The sequence below is a fragment of the Actinomadura opuntiae genome, assembly GCF_030283205.1.
GTDB lineage: Bacteria > Actinomycetota > Actinomycetes > Streptosporangiales > Streptosporangiaceae > Spirillospora.
The window spans coordinates 106760-131688 of record NZ_JASNWF010000006.1; the positions used below are offsets into that span (position 1 = coordinate 106760).

Genomic DNA, 24929 nt, shown 5'->3' on the forward strand with positions numbered 1-24929 from the left:
GCGTTGCTCGGGTCCCAGCTTCGCCAGATCCGCTAAAGCCGCCGCTAAGCCGACCTAAGGACGGCCTCCGAGGCGCTGGTCGAGGAAGTCGAACAGCTCGTCGTCGCTCGCCGACTCCAGCAGTTCGGCCGACTCCCGCGGCCCGGCGCCCCGCACGTCGTTCCAGCGGGCCAGCAGGCCCTTCATCCGCATCGTGATCCGGTCGCGTTCGACGTCGTCCGGGATCGCCTCCGGGAGGCCGTCCGGCGTCAGCGCCGCCAGCGCGGACTCCAGCCTGTCCAGCTCGGCCGACAGCCCGCCGGGACGGGCGCCGCCGCCCGCGGGGGCCAGCGCGCCGCGCAGGTGCCGCGCGAGCGCGGTCGCGGTCGGATGGTCGAACACCAGCGTCGCCGGCAGCCGCAGGCCGGTCGCGGCGTTGAGCCGGTTGCGCAGCTCCTGCGCGGTGAGCGAGTCGAAGCCCATCTCGCGGAACGCCCGCCCGGCGTCGACCGTCTCGGGGGCGCCGTGCCCGAGGACCGTGGCGACCGTCTCGCGGACGACCTCGACCAGCGTCCGCTCCTGGTCCGCCTCGTCCAGGCGCTCCAGCCGGTCCGCCAGCGCCCGCGGGTCGGCGGCGTTCGCCGTGCGGGCCCGCGCCGTCGACCGCACCAGGCCGCGCAGCACCGCGGGCAGCAGCCCCGCGTCGGCCTGCGCGTGCAGCGCGGGCAGGTCCAGGCGGGCGGGCAGGAGGACCGCCCGGTCCGCCGCCACCGCCTGGTCGAACAGGGCGAGTCCCTCTTCGGTGGACAGCGGCGCCACGCCGTTGCGGGACATCCGGGTGAGGTCGGCCTCGGCGAGCATCCCGGTCATGCCGCTCGCCTCTCGCCACCGGCCCCAGGACAGGGCCGTGGCGGGGAGCCCGAGCGCGCGGCGGTGCGCGGCCAGGGCGTCCACGAAGGCGTTGGCCGCGGCGTAGTTCCCCTGCCCGGAGGGGCCGATCGACCCGGCGATGGAGGAGAAGAGGACGAAGCGCCTGACGGTGTCGTCCTGGGCGAGGAGGTGCAGGTTCCAGGCCGCGTCGACCTTGGGTTCGAAGACCGTGCGCAGCCGCTCGGCGGTGAGCGCGGGCAGCGTGGCGTCGTCGAGGACCCCGGCGGCGTGGATGACGGTGGTGGGGCGGTGACGGCGGAACAGGTCGGTGAGGCTCGCCGCGTCGGCCGTGTCGCAGGCGGCGATGGTGACGGTGGCGCCGTCCCGGGTGAGCTCGGCGAGGAGTTCGGCGGCGCCGTCCGCGTCGGGTCCGCGCCGGCTGACCAGGACGAGGTCGCGGGCCTGGTGGTGGGCGACCAGGTGGCGGGCGAGGTGGGCGCCGAGGGCGCCCGTCCCGCCGGTGATCAGGACGGTCTCGCCGGGATCGACGAGGGGGCCGGTGCCCGCCCCGTCGGCGTGGCGCCGCGCCAGGCGGGGCACGTGCCGGACGCCGCCGCGGATCGCGACCTGCGGCTCGTCCTCGGCGAGGGCTTCCGGGACCGCCCGCAGGGACGCGGGGTCGTCGTCGACGTCGATGACGGCGAACCTGCCGGGTTCCTCGGTCTGCGCGGTGCGGAGCAGCCCCCAGACCGGAGCGGCGGCGAGGTCGGGACGGTCGGTCTCCCGCACGGCGACCGCTCCGTGCGTGATGACCGCCAGCCGGTGCCCGCCGGTGTCCGGCAGCAGTTCCTGGACCAGCCCGAGCATGTGCTCGGCCGCGCGGCGAGCGGCGGCGGGCGGATCCGCGGACTCGATCCGGGGAGCGACGAGGATCGTCGCGGGCTCGGTGATGTCGTCGAGGTCGGTGACGTTGTGCGCCGCCAGTCCCGCCTGACGCAGAGCCGCGGTGAGCTGCGGCGCTCCGTACACCGGTAGCGAGGTGTCCGGGGGCGCCGCGTCCGCAGCCCGCGCCGGCAGCCAGTCGAGCTGGTACAGGTGCCGGGAGCGGCGGGGCCCGTTCAGCGCGCCGGCCAGTTGCTCGGGACGGACGGGCCTGACGGTCAGGGCGTCGATGTCGGCGACGGGCGCGCCGGTCGCGTCGGCCAACGCCAGCCGGGTCGTTCTGGGACCGGTGGGAGACAGCCGGACCCGCAGCTCGGTGGCGCCGGTCGCGTGCACGGTGACGCCCTCCCACGCGAACGGAAGGCGCAGCTCGTCGGAGACACCGCTCAGCAGCAGGGGATGCAGCGCGGCGTCGAGCAGCGCGGGATGGAGCGCGAAATGCGCCGCCGAACCGTGCGCCTGCTCGGGAAGCGCCACTTCGGCGTACAGGTCGTCGCCGTCCCGCCAGACCGCGGTGAGCCCTTGGAAGGCGGGGCCGTATTCGTAGCCGTGGTCGGCGAGGTGCTCGTAGAAGCCGCCCAGCTCCACCGGGACCGCGTCGGCGGGCGGCCACTGCCCGCCGAGCGCCGCCGGAGCGGGCGCCGCGGCGGCGACCAGCGTGCCGGTCGCGTAGGCGGTCCAGGGCTCGTCCTCGTCGGCGCGGGCGTGCACGGTGAACGCGCGTCGGCCGGCGTCGTCCACCGGGTCGAGGGTCAGCTGGACCTCGACCGGCTGCCGCTCGGGGATCGGCAGCGGCGCCCGCAGGGTGAGCTCCTCCACGCGCCGATGGCCGCCAGCGTCTCCGGCCTGCAGTGCCAGCGCGGTGAACGCCGCACCCGCGAGCACCACGGTGCCGGTCACGGCGTGATCGGCCAGCCACGGATGGGTGCGCTGGGAGATCCTGCCCGAGTGGACGCCGCGGCCGTCGGCGAGCTCGACGACCGTGTCCAGCATCGGCGCCTCCCGCACATCCTCCAGCCAGTAGCGCCGCCGCTGGAACGGGTACGTCGGCAGCGCGACCGGCCGCGGGTGGGAGGTGTTCCACGCGACCCGCACGCCCCGGACGTGCGCTTCTGCCAGCGAGGTGAGGAACCGGTCGAACCCGCCGTCGTCGCGGCGCAGCGTGCCGAGGACGGCGGTGCCGTCCGCCGCTCCGGCGGCTTCGAGCGTGTCCTGCACCCCCATGGTCAGCACCGGGTGCGGGCTGGCCTCGATGAAGGTGGTGTGGCCGTCGTCGAGGAGTGTGCGGGTGGTGCGTTCGAACTGCACTGTTTGGCGGAGGTTTTGGTACCAGTACTCGGCGTTGAGCTGGGTGGTGTCGAGGGGCTGGCCGGTGACGGTGGAGTAGAAGTCGATCTCGCTGCGGTGCGGGGTGATGCCGGCGAGGGTCTCGAGCAGCTCTGCGCGGATCTCCTCTACCTGCGGGGAGTGCGAGGCGTAGTCCACCGGGATGCGGCGCGCGCGGACGCCCTTGGCCTCGCACTCGGCGAGGACCTGTTCCACCGGCCCGGCCTTGCCGGAGATGACCGTCGACGACGGGCCGTTGACGGCGGCGATATCGAGGTGCTCCCGGTGTGGTGCGAGAAGGTCCTGGACCTCGTCTGCGGGGAGGGCGATGGAGGCCATGGCGCCTTGGCCGGAGAGGGTGGTGAGGGCTTTGCTGCGGAGGGCGATGATGGTGGCGGCGTCGGTGAGGGTGAGGGCTTTTGCGGTGTAGGCGGCGGCGATTTCGCCTTGGGAGTGTCCGATGACGGCGTGGGGGTGGGTGTGGTGGGTTTGCCAGAGGTGGGCTAGGGAGGTCATGACGGCGAAGAGGGCGGGTTGGACGATGTCGAGGCGGTCCAGGTGGGGGTGGTGGGTGTCGTTGAGGGTGTCGATGAGGGACCAGTTGGTGTGGGGTGCCAAGGCGTCGGCGCAGGCGTGCATGTGGTCGCGGAACGCGGGGTGTTCGTCCATCAACTGGGTGGCCATCCCAACCCACTGAGACCCCTGCCCGGGGAACACGAACACCGTCTTTCCGGGCTCTCGCGCCGCACCCTGCACCAGGTTCGGTGCCTGCGCCCCCTGCGCCAGCGCCGCGAGACCGCTGCGGAGGGCGCTCCGATCCGGGCCGACGACGACGGCGCGGTGCTCGAACGCGGTCCGGGTCGTCGCGAGGGCATGGGCGACACCGGTGGGCTCCACCGAAGGCTCGGCGTCGAGGAACACGTCGAGCTGCTCGGCCTGCGCCCGCAGTGCGGTTTCGGTCCGGGCCGACAGCGGCCAGGCGACCGGCGGTGCCGTGGCCGCGGCCGTGTCGGGCGCTTCAGGTTCCGCGGCAGCCTCGGCGGCAGGCGCCGCGGCCGGCGCCTGTTCGATGATGACGTGCGCGTTGGTGCCGCTGATCCCGAACGATGACACTCCGGCGCGGCGCGGACGTTCGCCCCGCTCCCAGGCGACGGGTTCGGTGAGGAGCGCCACGTCGCCGCCGTCCCATTCGACGTGCGGGCTGGGCTCGTCGACGTGCAGGGTCTTGGGCAGCAGGCCGTGCCGCATGGCCATGACCATCTTGATGATCCCGGCGACCCCGGCCGCGGCCTGGGTGTGGCCGATGTTGGATTTCACCGAGCCCAGCCAGAGCGGCCGGTCGCGGTCCTGCCCGTAGGTCGCGATGAGGGCCTGCGCCTCGATCGGGTCGCCGAGGGTGGTGCCGGTGCCGTGTGCCTCGACCGCGTCGATGTCGGCGGTGTTCAGCCCTGCACTGGCGAGGGCGTCGCGGATGACGCGTTGCTGCGACGGCCCGTTCGGGGCGGTGAGGCCGTTGCTGGCCCCGTCCTGGTTGACCGCCGAGCCCCTGATCACCGCCAGCACCGGATGTCCGTTGCGTTCGGCGTCGGACAGGCGCTCCAGCAGCAGGATCCCGGCGCCCTCGCCCCAGCCGGTACCGTCGGCGGCGGCCGCGAACGGCTTGCACCGCCCGTCGGGCGCCAGCCCCCGCTGCCGGCTGAACGCCAGGAAGACGGTCGGCGTCGCCATCACCGTCGCACCGCCCGCGAGGGCCAGCGTGCACTCGTCCCGCCGCAGCGCGTGGCACGCCTGGTGGAGCGCGACCAGCGACGACGAGCATGCGGTGTCGATGGTCACCGCCGGGCCTTCCAGCCCCAGGCTGTAGGCGACGCGGCCCGACGCGACGCTCGTCGTCATGGCGGTCGCGAGGTAGCCCTCGTAGCCTTCCGGCGCCGGGTTGAGACGGCCGCGGTAGTCGTCGTACATGACGCCGGTGAAGACGCCCGTACGGCTCCCGCGCAGCGACGCAGGGTCGATGCCCGCACGCTCGACGACCTCCCAGGACGCCTCGAGCAGGAGCCGCTGCTGCGGATCGGTCGCCATGGCCTCGCGCGGGCTCATGGCGAAGAACTCGGCGTCGAACCCGTCCGCGCCCTCGATGAAGCCGCCCTCGCGCGCGTACACCTTGCCGGCGGCGTCGGGGTCCGGATCGTAGAGTCCGTCGACGTCCCAGCCGCGATCGGAGGGGAAGCCGCCGATCGCGTCCCGGCCGTCGGCGAGCAGCCTCCAGAGGTCCTCGGGTGTGCGGACCTCGCCGGGATAGCGGCACGCCATCGCCACCACCGCGATCGGCTCGTTGTCGGTGGCCGCCCGCACCGGCGTCCGCGCGGGCGCCGCCGCCCCGTTCCGTTCGCGGCCCGGCAGTTCGTCGCGCAGCCGCCGGGCCAGCGCGCCCGGAGTCGGGTGGTCGAAGACCAGCGTGGCGGGCAGCCGGAGCCCGGTGGCGGCGCTGAGCTGGTTGCGCAGTTCCACCGCGGTGAGGGAGTCGAAGCCGACCTCCTTGAACGGCCGGTCGGCGGCGATCGTCTCCGGTGAGCCGTGCTTGAGCACCCCGGCGACCAGGTTCCGCACCAGCTCCAGAAGCAACCGGTCCCGTTCGGCCTCGGAGGCGCCGGCCAGCCGCCGGGCCCACGAGCCGTCGCCGCCTCCGGCGCGCCGCGCCGAAGCGGGGACCAGGCCGCGCAGCACCGGCGCCAGCAGGCCGGACCGGCCCTGGTCCCGCAGCGCCGCCGGGTCGAGCCTGGTCAGCACCGGCGCGGGCGGGCCGCCCGCCCAGACCGCGTCGAAGAGGGCGAGCCCCTGCTCGGCGGTCAGGGGCGCCATCGCCCCGAGCGTCATCGCGCCGAGGTCCGCTTCGTCCAGGTGGCCCGTCATGTCGCTGGCGTCCGCCCACGGACCCCACGCGGCCGACGTCGCGGCGAGGCCGGCGGCCCGGCGCCGTTCGGCCAGCGCGTCCAGGAAGGCGTTCGCCGCCGTGTAGGCCGCCTGCCCCGTGATACCGAGCGTGGCTGTCGCGGACGAGAACAGCACGAAGGCGGCCAGGTCGAGGTCGCGGGTGAGCTCGTGCAGGTTCCAGGCCGCGTCGACCTTGGGACGCAGCACCGCGTCCACACGATCGGGGGTCAGCGAGGGCAGCAGCCCGTCGTCGAGCACGCCGGCCGCGTGGACGACCGCGACCAGCGGACGCTCGGCGGGCACCGCGCCGAGCAGGCCGGCGAGCGCGGTGCGGTCGGAGGCGTCGCAGGCCACCAGCGACGCCTCGGCGCCGAGCGCCGCGAGGTCGGCCGCCAGCGCCGCCGCGCCGGGCGCGTCCGCGCCCCGGCGGCTGGCCAGCAGCAGGTGCCGGACGCCGTGCTCGGCCGCCAGGTGCCGCGCGACCAGGCCGCCCAGCAGGCCCGTCGCACCGGTGACCAGCACGGTGCCGCCGGCCAGGCCGTCCGGCACTGCGGACGGAACCGCCGGCTCCCTGACCAGCCGGGGAGCGAGCACGGCATCGCCGCGCAGCGCCAGCTGCGCCTCGTCGAGGGCGAGCGCGCCCGGTAGCAGCGCCGCCGCGTCGGCGAGCGCGCCCGCCTCCGGGAGGTCGACGAGCACGAAACGAGCGGGCTGTTCGGCCTGCGCCGAACGGAGCAGGCCCCACAGCGCCGCCCCCACCGGGTCGGGCACGGTCCCGCCCGCGGCCACCGCGCCGCGGGTCACCAGGACGAGCCGCGCGGCGGCGAGGCGCTCGTCGGCGAGCCACGCCTGGATCAGCGCCAGCACCTCGTGGCAGGCCTGCCGCACCGCCTCGGGAGCCGCGCCGCCGAGGCCGTCGCTTTCGGGGCAGGGGACGAACACGACCTCGGGAAGCGGATCCGCCGCCGACTCCAGCAAGGCGGAAAGGTCCTGGTAGCGGGCGGCCCCGGGGATGCCGGCGCCGTCCGGGCCCAGCACGGCCCATCGACTCGCCGCGTCTGCGGCGTCCTCGCCCTGCGCGCCGGACGTCGCGAGCTCGGTCCAGTCCAGGCGCAGAAGAGACTCACCACCTCCCGGATTGACGGAAGCGGCGGCGCGGAAGCCCACCGAGCCGACCGTGGCTACGGGACCGCCGTCGAGGTCGGTCAGGCTCACCCGCACCGCGCCCGCGCCCACCGGGGACACCGACACACGCAGTCCCGTCGCCCCGCGCGCGCTCAGCCGGATGCCGCTCCAGGAGAACGGCAGCACCGTTCCGTCCGCCGCGCTCATGACCCCGAGGGTGGGATGGAACGCGGCGTCGAGCAGCGCCGGATGGATGCCGAAGCGGGCGGCCGCGGCGTCGTGCTCGTCGCCCAGCTGCACTTCGGCGAATACCTCGTCACCGAGCCGCCACGCTTCCCGCAGGCCGCCGAAGGCGGGCCCGTAGCCGTACCCTTGGTCGGCGAGCCGTTCGTACAGCGCGCCCAGGTCCAGCGGCTCCGCGCCCTCCGGAGGCCAGACGGCGGGCGGCTCGGGCACGGCGGCGACGTCCTCGCAGGCGAGCTCTCCCGACGCGTGCCGCGCCCAGTCGGCGTCCATTGGGGCGTCATCGGGCTGGGAGTGGATGCCGACCGCGCGCCTGCCGGAGTCGTCCGGTGGCCCCACCCGGAGCTGGAGCCGGACGGCCCCGTCCGCGGGCAGGACCATCGGGGACTCCAGCGTGAGCTCGTCGACGCCCGCGCAGCCCGCCGCGCGGGCTGCCTCGAGCGCCAGTTCCACCAGCGCGGTCCCCGGCAGCACGGGCACCCCGTCCACGGTGTGCTCGGCGAGCCACGGATGGCCGCTCGCCGACAGCCGCCCGGTGAGCACCAGCTCCTCGCCGCCCGCCAGGGCCACGACGGATCCGAGGAAGGGATGGTCGGTGCCCGAATGCCCGGCCGGAGGCGAGTAGCCGCCCGCCGCGGCGTCGAGCCAGTACCGCTGCCGCTGGAAGGCGTAGGTGGGGAGCTTCACCGACGACGGGTCCGCGGCGGTGCGGCCCGGTGCCCAGTCGACCGTCGCTCCGCCGGTGTACGCGGTCGCGAACGACGTTAGAAGCCGCTCCGTCCCGCCCTCGTTCCGCCTGAGCGTTCCGACGACGGTGACGTCGCGTCCCGCGTCGTCCGCAGTCTCCTGGACGCCGACGGTGAGGACCGGATGAGGACTGACCTCGATGAAGGTGGTGTGGCCGTCGTCCAGAAGTCTGCGGGTGGCCTGTTCGAACTGAACGGTCTGCCGGAGGTTCTGGTACCAGTACTCGGCGTCGAGTTGGGTGGTGTCGAGGGGTTCGCCGGTGACGGTGGAGTAGAAGTCGATCTCGCTGCGGCGCGGGGTGATCCCGGCGAGCGCCTGGTGCAGTTCCGCGCGGATCTCCTCCACCTGCGGCGAGTGCGAGGCGTAGTCGACCGGGATCTTGCGGGCCCGCACCTCCTCGGCGCGGTACTCGTCGAACAGGTCCTGGACCGCGATCGGATCGCCCGCGACCACGGTCGAGGACGGGCCGTTGACGGTGGCGACGCCGAGCCGGTCGCCCCAGCGCGTGATCCGCTCGGCCACCTCGGCGGCCGGGAGGGGCACCGACATCATCGCGCCTTGGCCGGAGAGTGTGGTGAGGGCTTTGCTGCGGAGGGCGATGATGGTGGCGGCGTCGGTGAGGGTGAGGGCTTTTGCGGTGTAGGCGGCGGCGATTTCGCCTTGGGAGTGTCCGATGACGGCGTGGGGGTGGGTGTGGTGGGTTTGCCAGAGGTGGGCTAGGGAGGTCATAACGGCGAACAGGGCGGGTTGGACGATGTCGAGGCGGTCCAGGTGGGGGTGGTGGGTGTCGTTGAGGGTGTCGATGAGGGACCAGTTGGTGTGGGGTGCCAAGGCGTCGGCGCAGGCGTGCATGTGGTCGCGGAACGCGGGGTGTTCGTCCATCAACTGGGTGGCCATCCCAACCCACTGAGACCCCTGCCCGGGGAACACGAACACCGTCTTCGCGGCGCCCGAGGTGGTACCCCTGATCAGCCGGGGGTCCGGCCGATCCTCCGCGAGCGCGCCCAGGGCCTCGATGAGGTCGCCGCGTTCGCGGCCGAGGACGACCGCACGGTGATCGAGGCTCGCCCGCGCGGCGAGCGCCCGGCCCACCTGCGCGGGGGTCTGCTCGGGATGACCGGCCAGGTGTTCGCGCAGCCGTCCGGCCTGAGCGCGTAGGGCCTCCTCGGTGTGGCCGGACAGCGGCCACGCGACCGGACGGTCCGCCGGTTCCCCGCCGGCCTGTGCCTGGCCGTCCTGCGCGCGCTTCTCCCGCGCCCCACCGTCCCCGCCCGCCTCCTCGGCCGGGGTCACTTCCGCCGCGGGCGCCTGCTCGATGATGACGTGCGCGTTGGTGCCGCTGATCCCGAACGCCGAGACGGCGGCACGGCGCGGACGCTCGTCCTCTTCCCAGGGGACGGGCTCAGTGAGCAGGCGGACCTTCCCGGCGGACCAGTCCACGTGCGGCGTCGGCTCGCCGACGTGGAGGGTCTTGGGCAGCAGGCCGTGCCGCATGGCCATCACCATCTTGATGATCCCGGCGACCCCGGCCGCGGCCTGGCTGTGACCGATGTTCGACTTCACCGAACCCAGCCACAGCGGCCGGTCGCGGTCCTGCCCGTAGGTCGCGATCAGAGCCTGCGCCTCGATCGGGTCGCCGAGCGTGGTGCCGGTGCCGTGCGCCTCGACCGCGTCGATGTCGGCGGTGTTCAGCCCCGCACTGGCCAGGGCCGCGTTGATCACGCGTTGCTGCGACGGCCCGTTCGGCGCGGTGAGGCCGTTGCTGGCGCCGTCCTGGTTGACCGCCGACCCGCGGATCGTGGCCAGGACCGGGTGGCCGTTGCGCCGCGCGTCCGACAACCGCTCCAGCAGCAGCATCCCGGCGCCCTCCGCCCAGCCGGTGCCGTCGGCGGTCGCGGCGAACGGCTTGCACCGCCCGTCGGGCGCCAGCCCGCGCTGCCGGCTGAACTCCAGGAACATCCCCGGCCCGGCCATGATCGTGGCCCCGCCCGCCAGCGCGAGCGTGCACTCGCCGGCGCGCAGGGACTGGCACGCCTGGTGCAGCGCGACCAGCGACGACGAGCACGCGGTGTCCACGGTGACGGCCGGGCCCTCCAAGCCGAGCGTGTAGGCGATGCGGCCCGACGCGACGCTGGTGGTCGTGCCCGTGAGCAGGTACCCCTCGACGCCCTCCGCGCCCCGGTGGCACAGCGACACGTACTCCTGGCCCGCCACGCCCGCGAACACGCCCGTCTGCGAGCCGCGCAGCGACGTCGGGTCGATCCCGGCGTCCTCCAGCGCCTCCCAGGCGATCTCCAAGAGCAGGCGCTGCTGCGGGTCGATGGCGAGGGCCTCGCGCGGGCTGATGCCGAAGAACGCCGGGTCGAACCCGGTGGCCTCGTGCACGAAGCCGCCGTGCCGCGTGTAGGTCCTGCCGACCGCGGCGGTGTCGGGATCGGGGTCGTACAGGCGCTCCACGTCCCAGCCCCGGTCGGCGGGGAACTCCGTGACCGCGTCGCCGCCCGCGGCGACCAGGTCCCACAGCGCCCCGGGGGAGTCGGACGCGCCCGGATAGCGGCACGCCATCCCGACGATGGCCAGCGGCTCCCGCCTGCGCAGCTCGATGCGGCGGAGCCGCCGCTGAGCCTGGTGCAGGTCGGAGGTCACGCGCTTGAGGTAGTCGCGGAGCTTGTCCTCGTTCGTCGCCATGTCAGTTGCACGCCTTCGCGATCCCAGGGCCGCCGTCGATGCGGTCAGCTCGTGCCGAGTTCGTTGTCGATGAAGTCGAAGATCTCGTCGTCGCTGGCGGACTCCAGCGCCCGGTCCACCGCCGCGCCGTCGCCCGTGCGCCCGCCGGCCTCGTCCTCCTCCGCGCCGAGGACCCGGGCCAGCAGCCGCTGGAGGCCCGCCGCGAGTTTGGCCTGCACGGCCTCGTCGAGCGGGACCGTCTGGAGGGCCCGTTCGAGGCCGTCGAGGTCGGCGAGCACCGGCGGCTCTGGGTCGGGCGCGTCGTCGTCGACCAGTTCGGCCTGGAGGTGCTCGGCGAGCGCGGTGGGGGTGGGGTAGTCGAACAGGACGCTCGCCGGGAGCCGCAGCCCGGTCGCCTTGTTGAGCCGGTTGCGCAGCTCGATGGCGGTGAGCGAGTCGAACCCGAGCTGCTTGAACGCCTGCCCCGCGTCGATCGACTCGGGGTCGGGATGCGCGAGGACGGTCGCCGTGTGCGTCCGGATGAGGTGCAGCAGCATGTGCCGTCGCCTGCCCGGCGTCTGCCCGGCGAGCCGGTCGGCGAGGGACGCGCCGCCCGCCGCCGGTTCCGGGGCGCCACCGGACGCGGCCCCGGGCGCCGCGGTGGCCGCCGGCCGCCGAGGCGTCCTCAGGTGCGCCGGGATGAGGAACGCCCGCGGCCCGGCGAGGGCGCCGCTGAAGAGCGCGAGGGCCTCCTCGGTGCCGAGCGGCGCGATGCCGGTGCGGTCCATCCGGGCGATGTCGCTCTGCCCGAGATGGCCGGTCATCCCGCTGGTCTCGGCCCACAGCCCCCAGGCCAGCGAGGTGCCCGGGAGTCCCTCGGCGTGGCGGTGCCGGGCCAGGGCGTCGAGATAGGCGTTGGCGGCCGCGTAGTTCGCCTGGCCCGCCGTGCCCACCGTCCCGGTGATGGAGGAGAAGAGCACGAAGTGGCTGACGTCGTGGTCACGGGCGAGGGTGTGCAGGTTCCACGCGGCGTCGATCTTCGGTTGGAGGGTGGCGTGGAGCTGCTCGGGAGTGAGCGCGCTGAGCGTGGCGTCGTTGAGGACGCCCGCGGTGTGGACGACGGCGGTGGGCCGGTGCTTGTGGAACAGGTCGGCGAGGCCCTGCGCGTCGGTGGTGTCGCAGGCGGCGACGGTGACGGCGGCGCCCTGCCGGGTGAGTTCGGCGTGCAGGTCGGCGGCGCCGTCGGCCTCGGGACCGCGCCGGCTGACCAGGACGAGGCTCCGTGCCCGGTGGTGGGCGACCAGGTGGCGGGCGACGTGCCCGCCGAGGGCGCCCGTGCCGCCGGTGATCAGGATCGTCCCGTCCGGGTCCAGGACGGGCGGCATGGTCAGCACCAGCTTGCCGGTGTGCCGCGCCTGGCTCATGAGGCGGAACGCCTCGGGCGCCTCCCGGACGTCCCACGCCGTCACCGGAAGCGGGCGCAGCACGCCCCGCTCGAACAGGTCCCCGAGCGCCGCCAGCATCTCCTGGACGAGGCCGGCCGGCAGCTCCGCCAGGTCGAAGGCGGCATAGGAGACCCCGGGATGCGCGGCGGCGACCTCGGCCGGGTCCCGGACGTCGGTCTTGCCCATCTCCAGGAAGTGGCCACCGCCCGGCAGCAGCCGCAGCGAGGCGTCCACGAACTCGCCCGCGAGCGCGTCGAGCACGACGTCCACGCCGGTGCCGTCCGTGGCGTCCATGAACCGCGGCTCGAACTCCAGCGTCCGCGACGAGGCGATGTGGTCGTCGTCGAGCCCCAGCCCGCGCAGCACGCTCTGCTTCTCCGGGCTCGCCGTGCCGAACGGCTCCGCGCCCAGATGCCGCACGAGCTGGAGCGCCGCCATCCCGACCCCGCCGGTCGCGGCATGGACGAGCACCTTCTGCCCGGGGCGGACGCGGGCCAGCCCGCACAGCGCGTGGTAGGCGGTCAGGTACACCGTCGGCGCGGACGCGGCCTCGACGAACGACCAGCCCGCGGGCACCCGCGCCAGCATGCGGTGATCGGTCACGGCCACCGGGCCGAACGAGCCCGGGAACACCCCCATCACCCGGTCGCCGGGGGCCGGCCAGGTCACGTCCGCCGCCACCTCGGTGACGACCCCGGCGCCCTCCTGCCCGAGCCGCCGCTCCCCGGGGATCATGCCGAGCGCCATCACCACGTCGCGGAAGTTGATCCCGGCCGCGCGGACCGCGATGCGGACCTCGCCGGGCTCCAGCGGGCGGAGCGCGTCGGGATTGTCCACGGCCCGCAGGTTCTCCAGCGTGCCCCGGCCGACCACGTCCACCCGCCACGCGTCCCCGGGCGGCGGCGTGATCTCCCCGTCCGCCGTGGCGGGGACGATGTGCGGCGTGCAGAGCGTGCCGTTGCGGATCGCGAGCTGCGGATGCCCGGCATGGACGGCGCCGGGAATCATGCGATGCGAGGCGTGGTCGTCGTCGGTGTCGATGAGGACGATGGCGTCCGGATTCTCGGTCTGGGCGGTGCGGACGAGCCCCCACAGCGGAGCCGTCGTGAGGTCGGGCCGTTCCCCGGACCGGACCGCGACGGCGTTCGCGGTGACGACGGCGAGGCGGTGCGGGGTCTCGCCGGCCAGCCAGTCCTGGAGCAGGCGAAGGGCCCGCTCGGTGGCCTGGTGTGCCTCGGCCGGAGTGTGGACGGTGCCGGGCCGCGGCGCCGTGAGGACCGTGGTCGGCTCGGTGAGTGCGGCGAGGTCCGTCAGGTCGTACGCGGGCAGACCCGCCGCCTGGAGAGCCTCGGTGAGGTGCGGCGCGTCAAAGACCGGAACGACGGACACCGGCGCGTCGGCAGGCTCCGGCTGCGCCCGCCATTCGAGCCGGTGCAGGTGCCGCTGCGGGACGAGGCCCCCGGCGGGCAGTGCCCGGATGTCCAGAGCGTCGATCGCGGCGACGGGCGCGCCCGCCGGATCCGTGACCGTGACACTGCCACCCGACCTGTGCACCCGCAGGCCGGTGACCCCGGAAGCGTGCACCGAGACACCGTTCCAGACGAACGGCAACCGCAACGTCCCGCCGGTACCGCCGATCAGGAACGTGTGCAGCGCGGCGTCCAGCAGGGCGGGATGCACGAGATGGCCCGCGCCGTCCACGCCGGTCACCGGCCCCACCTGGGCGTAGATCTCGTCGCCGTCCCGCCAGGCCGCCGTCAGGCCACGGAAGGCGGGGCCGTACTCGTAGCCGACCTCGGCGAGACCGTCGTAGAAACCGTCCAGGTCGACCGGCTCCGCGCCGGCCGGTGGCCACTGGTCGAGCGACGCCGGCGCCGCGGGCGCCGGTGGCGCCAGGACACCGGTCGCATGCCGCGTCCAGGACTCGTCACCCTCCACCCGGGCATGGACCTCGAACGGCCTGCGCCCGGCCTCCCCGGGCGCCTCGACCGCGATCTGTAGCTCCACCGCCCCGTCATCGGGCAACGGCAGCGGCGCCTCAAGGACGAGTTCCTCGAGATGCTCGGCCCCGCAACGACGACCTGCCTGCAGCGCGGCCTCGGCGAACACCGTCCCCGGGACGAGCGGCGAGCCCGCGATGGTGTGATCGGACAGCCAGGGCTGCTCGTCCACCGACAGCAGCGCGTGGAACAGGTGCCGCCCGTCCGGAAGATCGAGAGCGGCGGAGAACGGCTGCCGTTCCGCGGTCTGGTTCAGCCAGTAAGGCCGGTTCTGGAAGGCGTACGTGGGAAGCCGCACCGGCCGGGGATGAGGCGCCGGATAGAGGCGCGCCCAGTCGGGTTTGGGTGCGTGGGCGGCGGCGGTGAGTGTGGTGTGGGTTTCGGGGTGTCCGTTGCGGAGTGCGGGGGTGAAGGTGGCGTCGGTGAGGGTTTCTTGGGCCAGGGCGGTGAGGACGGGGTCGGGTCCCAGTTCGATGTAGGTGGTGGCGCCGTGTTTGTGGAGTGTGGTGATGCCGTCGGCGAAGCGGACGGTGTGGCGGACGTGTTGGACCCAGTAGTCGGCGTCGAATTGTTGAACGATTTCGCCGGTGAGGTTGGAGACGACCGGGATGGTGGGAGCGCGGTAGGTCAGGGAAGCGGCGGTGGTGTGGAAGTGGTCGAGCATGCCGTCCATGTGGTGGGAGTGGAAGGCATGGCTGACGGTGAGCCGTTTGGTCTTGCGTCCTCGCGCTTTGAACTCTTCGGCGACTCTGCTGACTTCTTCGTCGTCTCCGGAGATGACGAGGGAGTCGGGGGTGTTGATGGCGGCGATTAGTTCCGCGTCGATTTCGTTTTCGGTGGCTTGGATGGCGATCATGGCGCCGCCGCCGGGCAGGTCTTGCATCAGGCGGGCGCGGGCGGCGACCAGGGTGCAGGCGTCGGGGAGGGTGAGGGCGCCGGCGAGATGTGCGGCGGCCAGTTCCCCGATGGAGTGGCCGAGCAGATAGTCCGGCCGCAGCCCCAAACTCTCCAGGAGCCGGGCGAGGGAGACTTGAAGGGCGAACAGGCTGGTCTGGGTGTAGAGGGTTTGGTTGAGGTCGTCGGGGTCGACGCCGCGCAGGTCCAGGCCGATGTGTTCGCTGATCTGGTCGAACGTCTCGGCGTAGATGGGGAAGGTGTCGTACAGCTCTTGGCCCATGCCGGGGCGTTGGCTGCCTTGTCCGGTGAGCAGATAGGCGACCTTGCCCGTGCCTGCTGTGCCGTGGACGAGGCCGGGGTGGGAGTGGCCGTCCGCGAGGGCTGCCAGCGCCTCATGGTGATCGGCGAAGAGCAGGGCGCGGTGGGTGAAGGTGGTGCGGGTGGTGGCCAGTGAGTACCCGACCCGGTCCACAGGCTCGTCGGTGAGGTGATTGCGGAGCCGGGCGGCCTGATCGCGCAGGGCGGCGGGGGACTTGGCGGAGATCGGCCAGACGATCGGGTCTGGTGTGTGTCCTGTGTCGGGTTCTTCGGTGGCGGGTGGTTGTTCGAGGATGACGTGGGCGTTGGTACCACTGATGCCGAAGGAGGAGACGGCGGCGCGGCGCGGGTGGCCGTTCTCCTTCCAGGCCACCGGTTCGGTCAGCAGGTGGACCTTGCCGCTGTCCCAGTCGACATGGGGACTGGGCTGGTCGATGTGCAAGGTCTGCGGCAGGAGACCGTGTCGCATGGCCATGATCATCTTGATCACGCCAGCAACACCTGCGGCGGCTTGCGTGTGGCCAAGGTTCGATTTGATCGACCCCAACCACAGCGGCTGTTCGCGGTCCTGCCCGTAGGTGGCGAGTAGCGCCTGAGCCTCGATCGGGTCGCCCAGCGTCGTCCCCGTACCGTGCGCCTCGACCGCGTCCACGTCCTTCGTCGACAACCTTGCGGCGGCCAAGGCCGTCCTGATGACGCGTTCCTGCGATGGGCCGTTGGGTGCAGTGAGACCGTTGCTGGCACCGTCCTGATTGATTGCCGACCCGCGCACGACCGCGAGCACGGGGTGTCCGTTGCGCTGCGCGTCCGACAGGCGTTCAAGGAGCAGCAATCCAGCGCCTTCGGCCCAGCTGGTTCCATCGGCGCCCGCAGCGAAGGACTTGCAGCGGCCGTCGGCGGCAAGGCCGCGCTGGCGGCTGAAGGCGATGAAGACGCTCGGCGTGGCCATGACGGTGGCGCCGCCGGCCAGGGCGAGCGTGCATTCGCCGGTGCGGAGAGCGTTGCAGGCTTGGTGGAGGGCGACCAGCGAGGACGAGCACGCGGTGTCGACGGTGACGGCCGGTCCTTCCAGCCCGAGCGTGTAGGAGATCCGGCCGGACGCGACGCTGCTGGTGATCGCCGTCGCCAAGTAGCCCTCGAAGCCTTCCTGCGACGCGCTGATCCGGGGCTTGTAGTCGTCGTACATCACGCCGACGAAGACTCCGGTCTGGCTGCCGCGCAGGGCCGCGGGCTCGATGCCGGCGTTCTCCAGCGTTTCCCACGCGGTCTCCAGCAGGAGCCGCTGCTGGGGCTCCACCGCGAGCGCCTCGCGGTGGCTGATCCCGAAGAACTCGGGGTCGAAGTCACCGGCGTCGCTGAGGAAGCCGCCGTGCCGGGAGTAGGACGTGCCGACCGCGTCGGGGTCCGGGTCGTACAGGGCGCGCAGGTCCCAGCCGCGGTCGCCGGGGAACTCGACGATGGCGTCGCGGCCGTCGGCGACCAGCGACCACAGCTCCTCGGGCGTGCGGACGTCGCCGGGGTAGCGGCAGGCCATGGAGACGATGGCGATCGGGTCGTCGGCGGGCGCGGCGGTTCGGTCGGTAGAGGCGATGGCGGCGGTGGCGGCCGCGCGCCGTCCGAAGAGCTCCTGCCGCAGGTGCTCGGCCAGCGCGGCGGGGCTCGGATGGTTGAACAGGACGGTCGACTGGAGGTTCAGGCCGGTCGCCTTGTTGAGGCGGTTGCGCAGCTCCACCGCGGTGAGGGAGTCGAAGCCGAGCTGCTTGAACGCCTGGTCCGCGTCGATGCTCTCCGGCTCGGGATGCGCGACGACCGTGGCGGTGTGCCGGCGGACGAGCTGGAGCAGCGCCTCGCGCTGCCGCTCCTGCGGGAGGTCGGCGAGCTGCCGGTCGAGGGGCCGTTCGTCGGCGGTGGGCCGGGGACGCGCGGCCAGCATCGGATGGTCGGCGGCGCCGAGCCGCGCCGGAATGTGGTGGGCGGAGCCGCTGCCGATCGTCGCGCTGAGCAGCGCGAGCGCCTGCTCCGTGGGCAGGGGCAGGATCCCGGTCCGGTTCATCCGGGCGAGGTCGGCGTCGTCGAGCCTGCCCGCCATCCCGGCGGACTCCGCCCACAGTCCCCACGCGAGCGAGACGGCGGGAAGTCCCAGCTCGCGCCGGTGCCCGGCCAGCGCGTCCAGGTAGGCGTTGGCCGCCGCGTAGTTGGCCTGCCCGGCCGTGCCCAACGTGGCCGTGACCGACGAGAAGAGGACGAAGGACGTCAGGTCGAGGTCGCGGGTCAGCTCGTGCAGGTTCCACGCCGCGTCGACCTTGGGCTCGAGGACGCCGTGCAGCCCTTCCGGAGTGAGCGCGGTGAACGTCGCGTCGTCGAGGGTTCCCGCGGCATGGATCACCGCGGTGAGCGGATGGCCGTCCGGAACGCCGTCCAGCACTCGCCGCAGCCGGTCGCGGTCCGAGGTGTCGCACGCTTCGACGCGCACCTCGGCGCCCAGGCCGGTCAGTTCGTCCACGAGCGCGCCGGCACCGGCGGCGCCGGTGCCGCTTCGGCTGACCAGGAGCAGATGGCGGACGCCGTGGTCGGTCACGAGATGGCGCGCGACGAGGCCGCCCAGGGTTCCCGTCCCACCGGTGATGAGCACGGTGCCGTCCGGCCTGAACGGTTCGGCGGTGGCGGGCCACTCGGTCGCCCGCGTGACGTGCGGGGTGTGGAGGACGCCACCGCGGAGGGCGATCTGGGGGGCACCGGCCTGCAAGGCATGGGGGAGCAGATGCCGGGATTCCGCGTCGGTGCCGATCAGGGTGATGGCGCCGGGGTTCTCGGTCTGCGCGGAGCGGACGAGCCCCCACAGCGGTGCGGTCGTGAGGTCGGTCGTGGTGGCGTCGGTGGTGACGAACGCGAGCCCGTGCGGGCGGTCGGCGGCCAGCCACCCCTGGAGAAGGACGAGAGCGTGCTCGGCGGCGTGGTGAACCTCGGCCGGGGTGTGGTCCGAGGGGGGAGGCGGCCCGGTCAGAACGGTTGTCGGCTCGGTGAGCGCGGCCGGGTCGGCCAGGTCGTAGGCCTGCAGACCGGCCTCCTGGAGCGCCGCCGTGAGATGCGGGGCCCGGTAGACCGGCAACGGAGCGGCGACGGGCTCGGGCGGCGTCCGCATCGGCCGCCATTCGAGCCGATGCAGGTGCTGGGGCCGTGCGGCGGCCACCGGGCGAACGGCCAGTTCCCCGATCGCCGCGACGGGCGCGCCGGTCGCGTCGGTGATGCTGATCGTGGTGGCGTCCTCGTGCGGGACGACGCGGACACGCAAGGTCGCCGCCGTCGTCTCATGGAGGGTGACCCCGGTCCAGGCGAACGGCAGGCGAAGCCGATCCGACGACCCGGTGAGCAGGAACGGGTGGAGAGCCGCATCAAGGAGCGCGGGATGGACGGAGAAGCCGTCGTCATCCGCGATCCGTTCGATCTCGGCATAGATCTCGCCGTCGTGCTCCCAGGCTCGGCTCAATCCCCGGAAGGCCGGGCCGTATTCGTATCCCAGCCCGGCCAAGCGCTCGTACGCGTCGCCCAACTCCATCGCGGAGGCGCCCGGAGGCGGCCACGACGCCACGGGCTCGGTGCTCCACGATTCCGCGGCGGCCAGGAACCCGGTCGCATGGCCGGTCCACTCGTGCGCGTCCTGCTCGTTCCGGGACGCGATCGTGATCGGCCGTCGCCCGCGCTCGTCCTCGCCGCCGACAGTGACATGCAGGACCGTCACGGTGTCGTGCCCCAGAACGAGCGGCTCGCTGAGCACCAGTTCGGCGACCTGAGCCAGATCCACTTGCAGCCCGGCGTGATGCGCGAGTTCGAGAAGCACCGTTCCCGGAACAAGCACCGCGCCGTCGATGACGTGGTCCGCCAGCCAGGCATGGTCCCGAACCGACAACCGTCCCGTGAGCAGGTACGTGTCGTCGGGAAGCCGGGTCGACGTCTGCAGGATCGGGTGCGAGGTGGATGTCAGCCCCAGCCCCTTCACGTCCGCGCCACCCGCCGAGACCGGCAGCCAATACGGAGCGTGCTGGAAGGGGTAGGTGGGAAGCGCGACCGTGGGCCGGGGCTCTGGGTAGAGCGCACTCCATTGGGGGTCCGGCGCGTGTGTGACCGCCGTGAGCACCGTCCGATGCTCAGCCTCCTTCGCCCTCAGCGCGGGGACGAACGTGGCGTCGGTGATGGTTTCCTGGGCGAGCGCGGTGAGGATGGGGTCGGGCCCCAGTTCGACGTATGTGGTGACGCCGTGCCGGTGGAGTGTGGTGACGCCGTCGGCGAAGCGGACCGCGTGGCGGACGTGCTGGACCCAGTAGTCGGCGTCGAATTGTTGAACGATTTCGCCGGTGAGGTTGGAGACGACCGGGATGGTGGGAGCGCGGTAGGTCAGGGAAGCGGCAGTGGTGTGGAAGTGGTCGAGCATGCCGTCCATGTGGTGGGAGTGGAAGGCATGGCTGACGGTGAGTCGCTTGGTTTTGCGTCCCCGTGCTTTGAACTCTTCGGCGACTCTGCTGACTTCTTCGTCGTCGCCGGAGATGACGAGTGAGTCGGGGGTGTTGATGGCGGCGATCAGTTCCGCGTCGATTTCATCCTCGGTGGCTTGGATGGCGATCATGGCGCCGCCGCCGGGTAGGTCTTGCATTAGGCGGGCGCGAGCCTGGACGAGGGTGCAGGCGTCGGGGAGGGTGAGCACGCCGGCGAGATGTGCGGCGGCCAGTTCCCCAATGGAGTGACCGAGCAGGTAATCAGGCCGCAGGCCGAGGCTTTCTAGGAGCCGGGCGAGAGAGACCTGGAGGGCGAACAGGGTGGTCTGGGTGTAGAGGGTCTGGTTGAGCTGATCAGGGTCGACGCCGCGCAAGTCCAGGCCGATGTGTTCGCTGATCTGGTCGAACGTCTCGGCGTAGATGGGGAAGGTGTCGTAGAGCTGCGAACCCATGCCGGGGCGTTGGCTGCCTTGTCCGGTGAGCAGATAGGCGACCTTGCCCGTGCCTGCTGTGCCGTGGACGAGGCCGGGGTGGGGCTGGCCGTCCGCGAGCGCTGCGAGGGCTTCGTGGTGGTTGTCGAGGATGAGGGCGCGGTGGGTGAAGGTGGTGCGGGTGGTGGCCAGTGAGTACCCGACCCGGTCCACAGGCTCGTCGGTGAGGTGATCGCGGAGCCGGGCCGCCTGGTCGCGTAGAGCGGCGGGGGATTTGGCGGAGATCGGCCAGATGATTGGGTCTGGTGTGTGTCCTGTGTCGGGTTCTTCGGTGGCGGGTGGTTGTTCGAGGATGACGTGGGCGTTGGTGCCGCTGATGCCGAAGGAGGAGACGGCGGCGCGGCGCGGGTGGCCGTTCTCCTTCCAGGGCACCGGTTCGGTCAGCAGGTGGACCTTGCCGCTGTTCCAGTCGACGTGCGGGCTGGGCTGGTCGACATGCAACGTCTGCGGCAGAAGACCGTGCCGCATGGCCATGACCATCTTGATCACGCCGGCAACACCCGCGGCGGCTTGCGTGTGGCCAAGGTTCGACTTGATCGACCCCAACCACAGCGGCCGTTCACGGTCCTGCCCATAGGTGGCCAGCAGCGCCTGAGCCTCGATCGGATCGCCGAGAGCCGTCCCTGTGCCATGCGCCTCGACGGCGTCGACATCGGCGGCGGCCAGGCCGGCCGTTGCCAGCGCCGTTCGGATCAACCATTCCTGGGACCGGCCGTTGGGAGCGGTGAGGCCGTTGCTGGCACCGTCCTGGTTGATCGCCGACCCGCGCACCACCGCGAGTACGGGGTGTCCGTTGCGCTGGGCGTCCGACAGGCGTTCAAGGAGCAGCAATCCCGCGCCTTCGGCCCAGCTGGTTCCATCGGCACCCGCCGCGAACGCCTTGCAGCGGCCGTCGGGCGCGAGTCCTCGCTGACGGCTGAACTCCAGGAACATCCCAGGTGTGGGCATCACGGTCACGCCGCCCGCGAAAGCGAGACCGCACTCGTCCTGCTGGAGCGACCGGCAGGCCTGATGGAGGGCGACCAGCGACGACGAGCACGCGGTGTCGACGGTCAGTGCCGGGCCTTCAAAGCCCAGCGTGTAGGCGATCCGGCCGGACGCGACGCTGGTCGTCGTCCCGGTCAGGAGGTAACCGCCCAGGCCCTCGGCCGCCTCGTGGAGCCTGCTGCCATAGTCCTGAGCCACAACACCGGTGAAGACGCCTGTCCGGCTGCCTCGGAGCGTCGCAGGGTCGATGCCCGCTCTTTCGAGCGCCTCCCAGGCGGTCTCCAGCAGAAGCCGCTGCTGAGGATCGATCGCAAGAGCTTCACGGGCGCTGATGCCGAAGAACTCGGGATCGAAGTCGGCCGCGTCGTGAACGAAGCCGCCATGCCGCGAGTAGGTCTTCCCCGCCGCGTCGGGATCGGGATCGAAGAGCTCCTCGATGTTCCAGCCGCGGTCCGCCGGAAACTCCGTGATGGCGTCCGTTCCGGCGGCGACGAGGTTCCACAGATCATCGGGAGTACGGACGTCGCCCGGATACCGGCATGCCATCGCAACGATCGCGATCGGCTCGTCGTCGTTCACACGCCGCGATGCCACCGGGCCGGGGCCATCCCCGCCGGCCAGGATTTCGCGCAGCCGACGCGCCAACGCAGCCGAGGTCGGGTTGCTGAACAGTTCCGCCGTCTGGAGTTTCAGGCCCATTGCCGCATTCAGTCGATCGCGCAGCTCGACCATCATGAGCGAGTCGAAGCCCAGGTCCTTGAAGACCTGGCCGCTCTCCACGGCCGATGAGCTGCCATGTCCAAGAACCGTCGCCGTGTTCGCCCGTACGAGTTCGAGGAGGAGACGGTCTTGCTCGGCCTCGGGCGCATTCACGATGCGGCGTGCCCACGAGTCCTGCGGCGCCTCCGCCACGGGCTCGGCGATTCCCGGCCAGTAACGCTGCCGCTGGAAGGCGTAGGTCGGCAGCTCGACGGTGGCGGGGTGCGGCTCGGGGAAGAACCCTTCCCAATTCGGTTCCGGCGCGTGTGCGATCGCGGTGAGGACAGTCCGCCGTTCAGCTTCCTTGGCTCGCAGCGCCGGGACGAATGCGGCATCGCCGTCGGTGAGGGTTTCTTGGGCGAGCGCCGTCAGGACGGGGTCGGGCCCCAGCTCAACGTACGTGGTGATGCCGTGCTGGTGGAGTGTGGTGACCCCGTCGGCGAAGCGAACCGCCTGGCGGACGTGCTGGACCCAGTAGTCGGCGTCGAATTGTTGAACGATTTCGCCAGTGAGGTTGGAGACCACCGGGATGACGGGAGCACGGTAGGTCAGGGACGCGGCGGTGGTGTGGAACTGGTCGAGCATGCCGTCCATGTGGCGGGAGTGGAAGGCATGACTGACGGTGAGCCGTTTGGTCTTGCGCCCCCGTGCCTTGAACTCCTCGGCGACCCCGCTGACCACGTCATCGTCTCCCGAGATGACGAGGGAATCGGGAGTGTTGATAGCAGCAATCAGTTCCGCGTCGATTTCACTTTCGGTGGCTTGAACAGCGACCATGGCGCCGCCACCGGGCAGGTCCTGCATCAAACGAGCACGAGCCCCGACCAGGGTGCAGGCATCGGGGAGGGTGAGCACACCAGCGAGATGTGCGGCGGCCAATTCCCCGATGGAGTGACCGAGCAGATAGTCCGGCCGCAACCCCAAACTCTCCAGGAGCCGGGCGAGAGAAACCTGAAGAGCGAACAGGCAGGTCTGTGTGTAAAGCGTCTGATTGAGCTGATCGGGATCCACGCCCCGCAGATCCAACCCGATGAGTTCGCTGATCTCATCGAACGTCTCGGCGTAGACAGGAAAGGTCTCGTACAGCTGCGAACCCATGCCGGGGCGTTGGCTGCCCTGTCCGGTGAGCAGATAGGCGACCTTCCCGGAGCTGGCGACCCCGGACGCGATGCCGGCGTGGGGCTGCCCGCCCGCGAGCGCCGCCAGCGCCTCGTGATGATCAGAGAAAAGCAGGGCGCGGTGCGTGAAAGTGGTGCGGGTGGTGGCCAGTGAATACCCGACCCGGTCCACAGGCTCGTCGGTGAGGTGATCGCGCAGCCGGGCCGCCTGACCGCGCAGAGCCTCGGCGGACTTGGCGGAGATCGGCAATACCGTCAGGCCGTCCGAGGCGGGCGCGCCGTCATCGCGATGCTCCGGGAACGGCGGCTCCGACAGGACGACGTGGCAGTTGGTGCCGCCCATCCCGAACGAGCTGACTCCCGCGACCAGCGGGCGTTCCGGGTGCGGCCAGGGGCCGCGGGCGGACTGGACGCGCAGGTTGAGGGCGTCGAGGTCGATGCCCGGGTTCGGGGACTCGTAGTTGAGGCTCGCGGGCAGCTCGCGGTGCCGGATGCCCAGCATTGTCTTGATCAGCCCGGCGATGCCCGCGGCGCCCTCCAGGTGGCCCACGTTGGTCTTGACCGAGCCCACCCGCAGCGGCCCCGGCCGCTCCGGGGCGCCGCCGAGGGCGCGGCCCAGCGCGGCCGCCTCGATCGGGTCGCCGACCTTGGTGCCGGTGCCGTGGAGTTCGACGTACTGGACCTGCGCGGGGTCGACTCCGGCGCGCCGGCAGGCGGCGGCCACGACCGCGGCCTGCGCGTCCGGGCTCGGCACGGTCAGCCCGGCGGTGGCGCCGTCGTTGTTGACGGCGCTGCCGAGGATCACCGCGTGGATCCGGTCCGCGTCGGCGACGGCCTGCGCCAGCGGCTTCAGCACGACGAGCCCGCCGCCTTCGCCGCGCACGTACCCGTTCGCTCGCGCGTCGAAGGTGTGGCAGCGGCCGTCCGGGGAGAGCGCGCCGAAGCGCTCGACGGTGGCCGCGCTCGCGGCGGAGAGGTTGAGGTTGACGCCGCCCGCGAGCGCGAGCGACGACTCGCGCCGGCGCAGGCTCTCGCAGGCCAGGTGCACCGACACGAGCGCGGACGACTGCGCGGCGTCGACGGTCATGCTGGGGCCGCGCAGGCCGAGCAGGTACGACAGCCGGTTGGCGATGATCCCGCGCTGGACGCCGGTCAGGGTGTGCTGGGTGATCTCGGAGCCGGGCAGGTCCGCGTAGTCGCCCGCGATGGCCCCCACGAAGACGCCGGTGGCGCTGTCGCGCAGGGCCGCGGGGACGATGCCCGCGTCCTCCAGCGCCTCCCAGCCGAGCTCGGCGATGAGGCGCTGCTGCGGGTCCATCGCGACGGCCTCGCGCGGCGAGATGCCGAAGAACCCGGGGTCGAAGCGGTCCACGTCGTCGAGGAAGGCCCCGTGCGCCGGGCCCGCGGCGGCGGGGTCCCAGCGGCCGGGCGGCACCGGCGTGACGGCGCTGGCGCCGTCGCGGAGCAACCGCCAGAAGGACCGCGGATCCGGTGCCTGCGGGAACCGGCAGGAGATGCCCACGATGGCGATCGCGTCCAGGTCAACCTCGCTCGTCATGGCGGCCGAGATCCTCCTCCGTGTGAACGATGC

The 24929-nt window shown here is 72.5% G+C and carries 2 protein-coding genes; both read right to left on the minus strand.

What is annotated here, in order from left to right; genetic code table 11:
- Window positions 1–54 precede the first annotated feature (54 nt).
- The gene (locus QP089_RS14285; RefSeq protein WP_285912059.1) at window positions 55–10854 is read right to left on the minus strand and encodes a type I polyketide synthase; all 10800 of its coding nucleotides are present in this window, start codon (window positions 10852–10854) and stop codon (window positions 55–57) included.
- 44 nt (window positions 10855–10898) lie between these two features.
- Window positions 10899–24896: a type I polyketide synthase gene (locus tag QP089_RS14290; protein WP_285912060.1), complete on the minus strand. Its 13998-nt coding sequence runs from the start codon at window positions 24894–24896 to the stop codon at window positions 10899–10901.
- Window positions 24897–24929: the final 33 nt, after the last annotated feature.

What these genes read in the sequence shown, in the direction of transcription:
- QP089_RS14290 (WP_285912060.1), bottom strand. Translation starts at nt 24,896, where the DNA reads ATGACGAGCGAGGTTGACCTGGACGCGATCGCCATCGTGGGCATCTCC.
- QP089_RS14285 (WP_285912059.1), bottom strand. Translation starts at nt 10,854, where the DNA reads ATGGCGACGAACGAGGACAAGCTCCGCGACTACCTCAAGCGCGTGACC.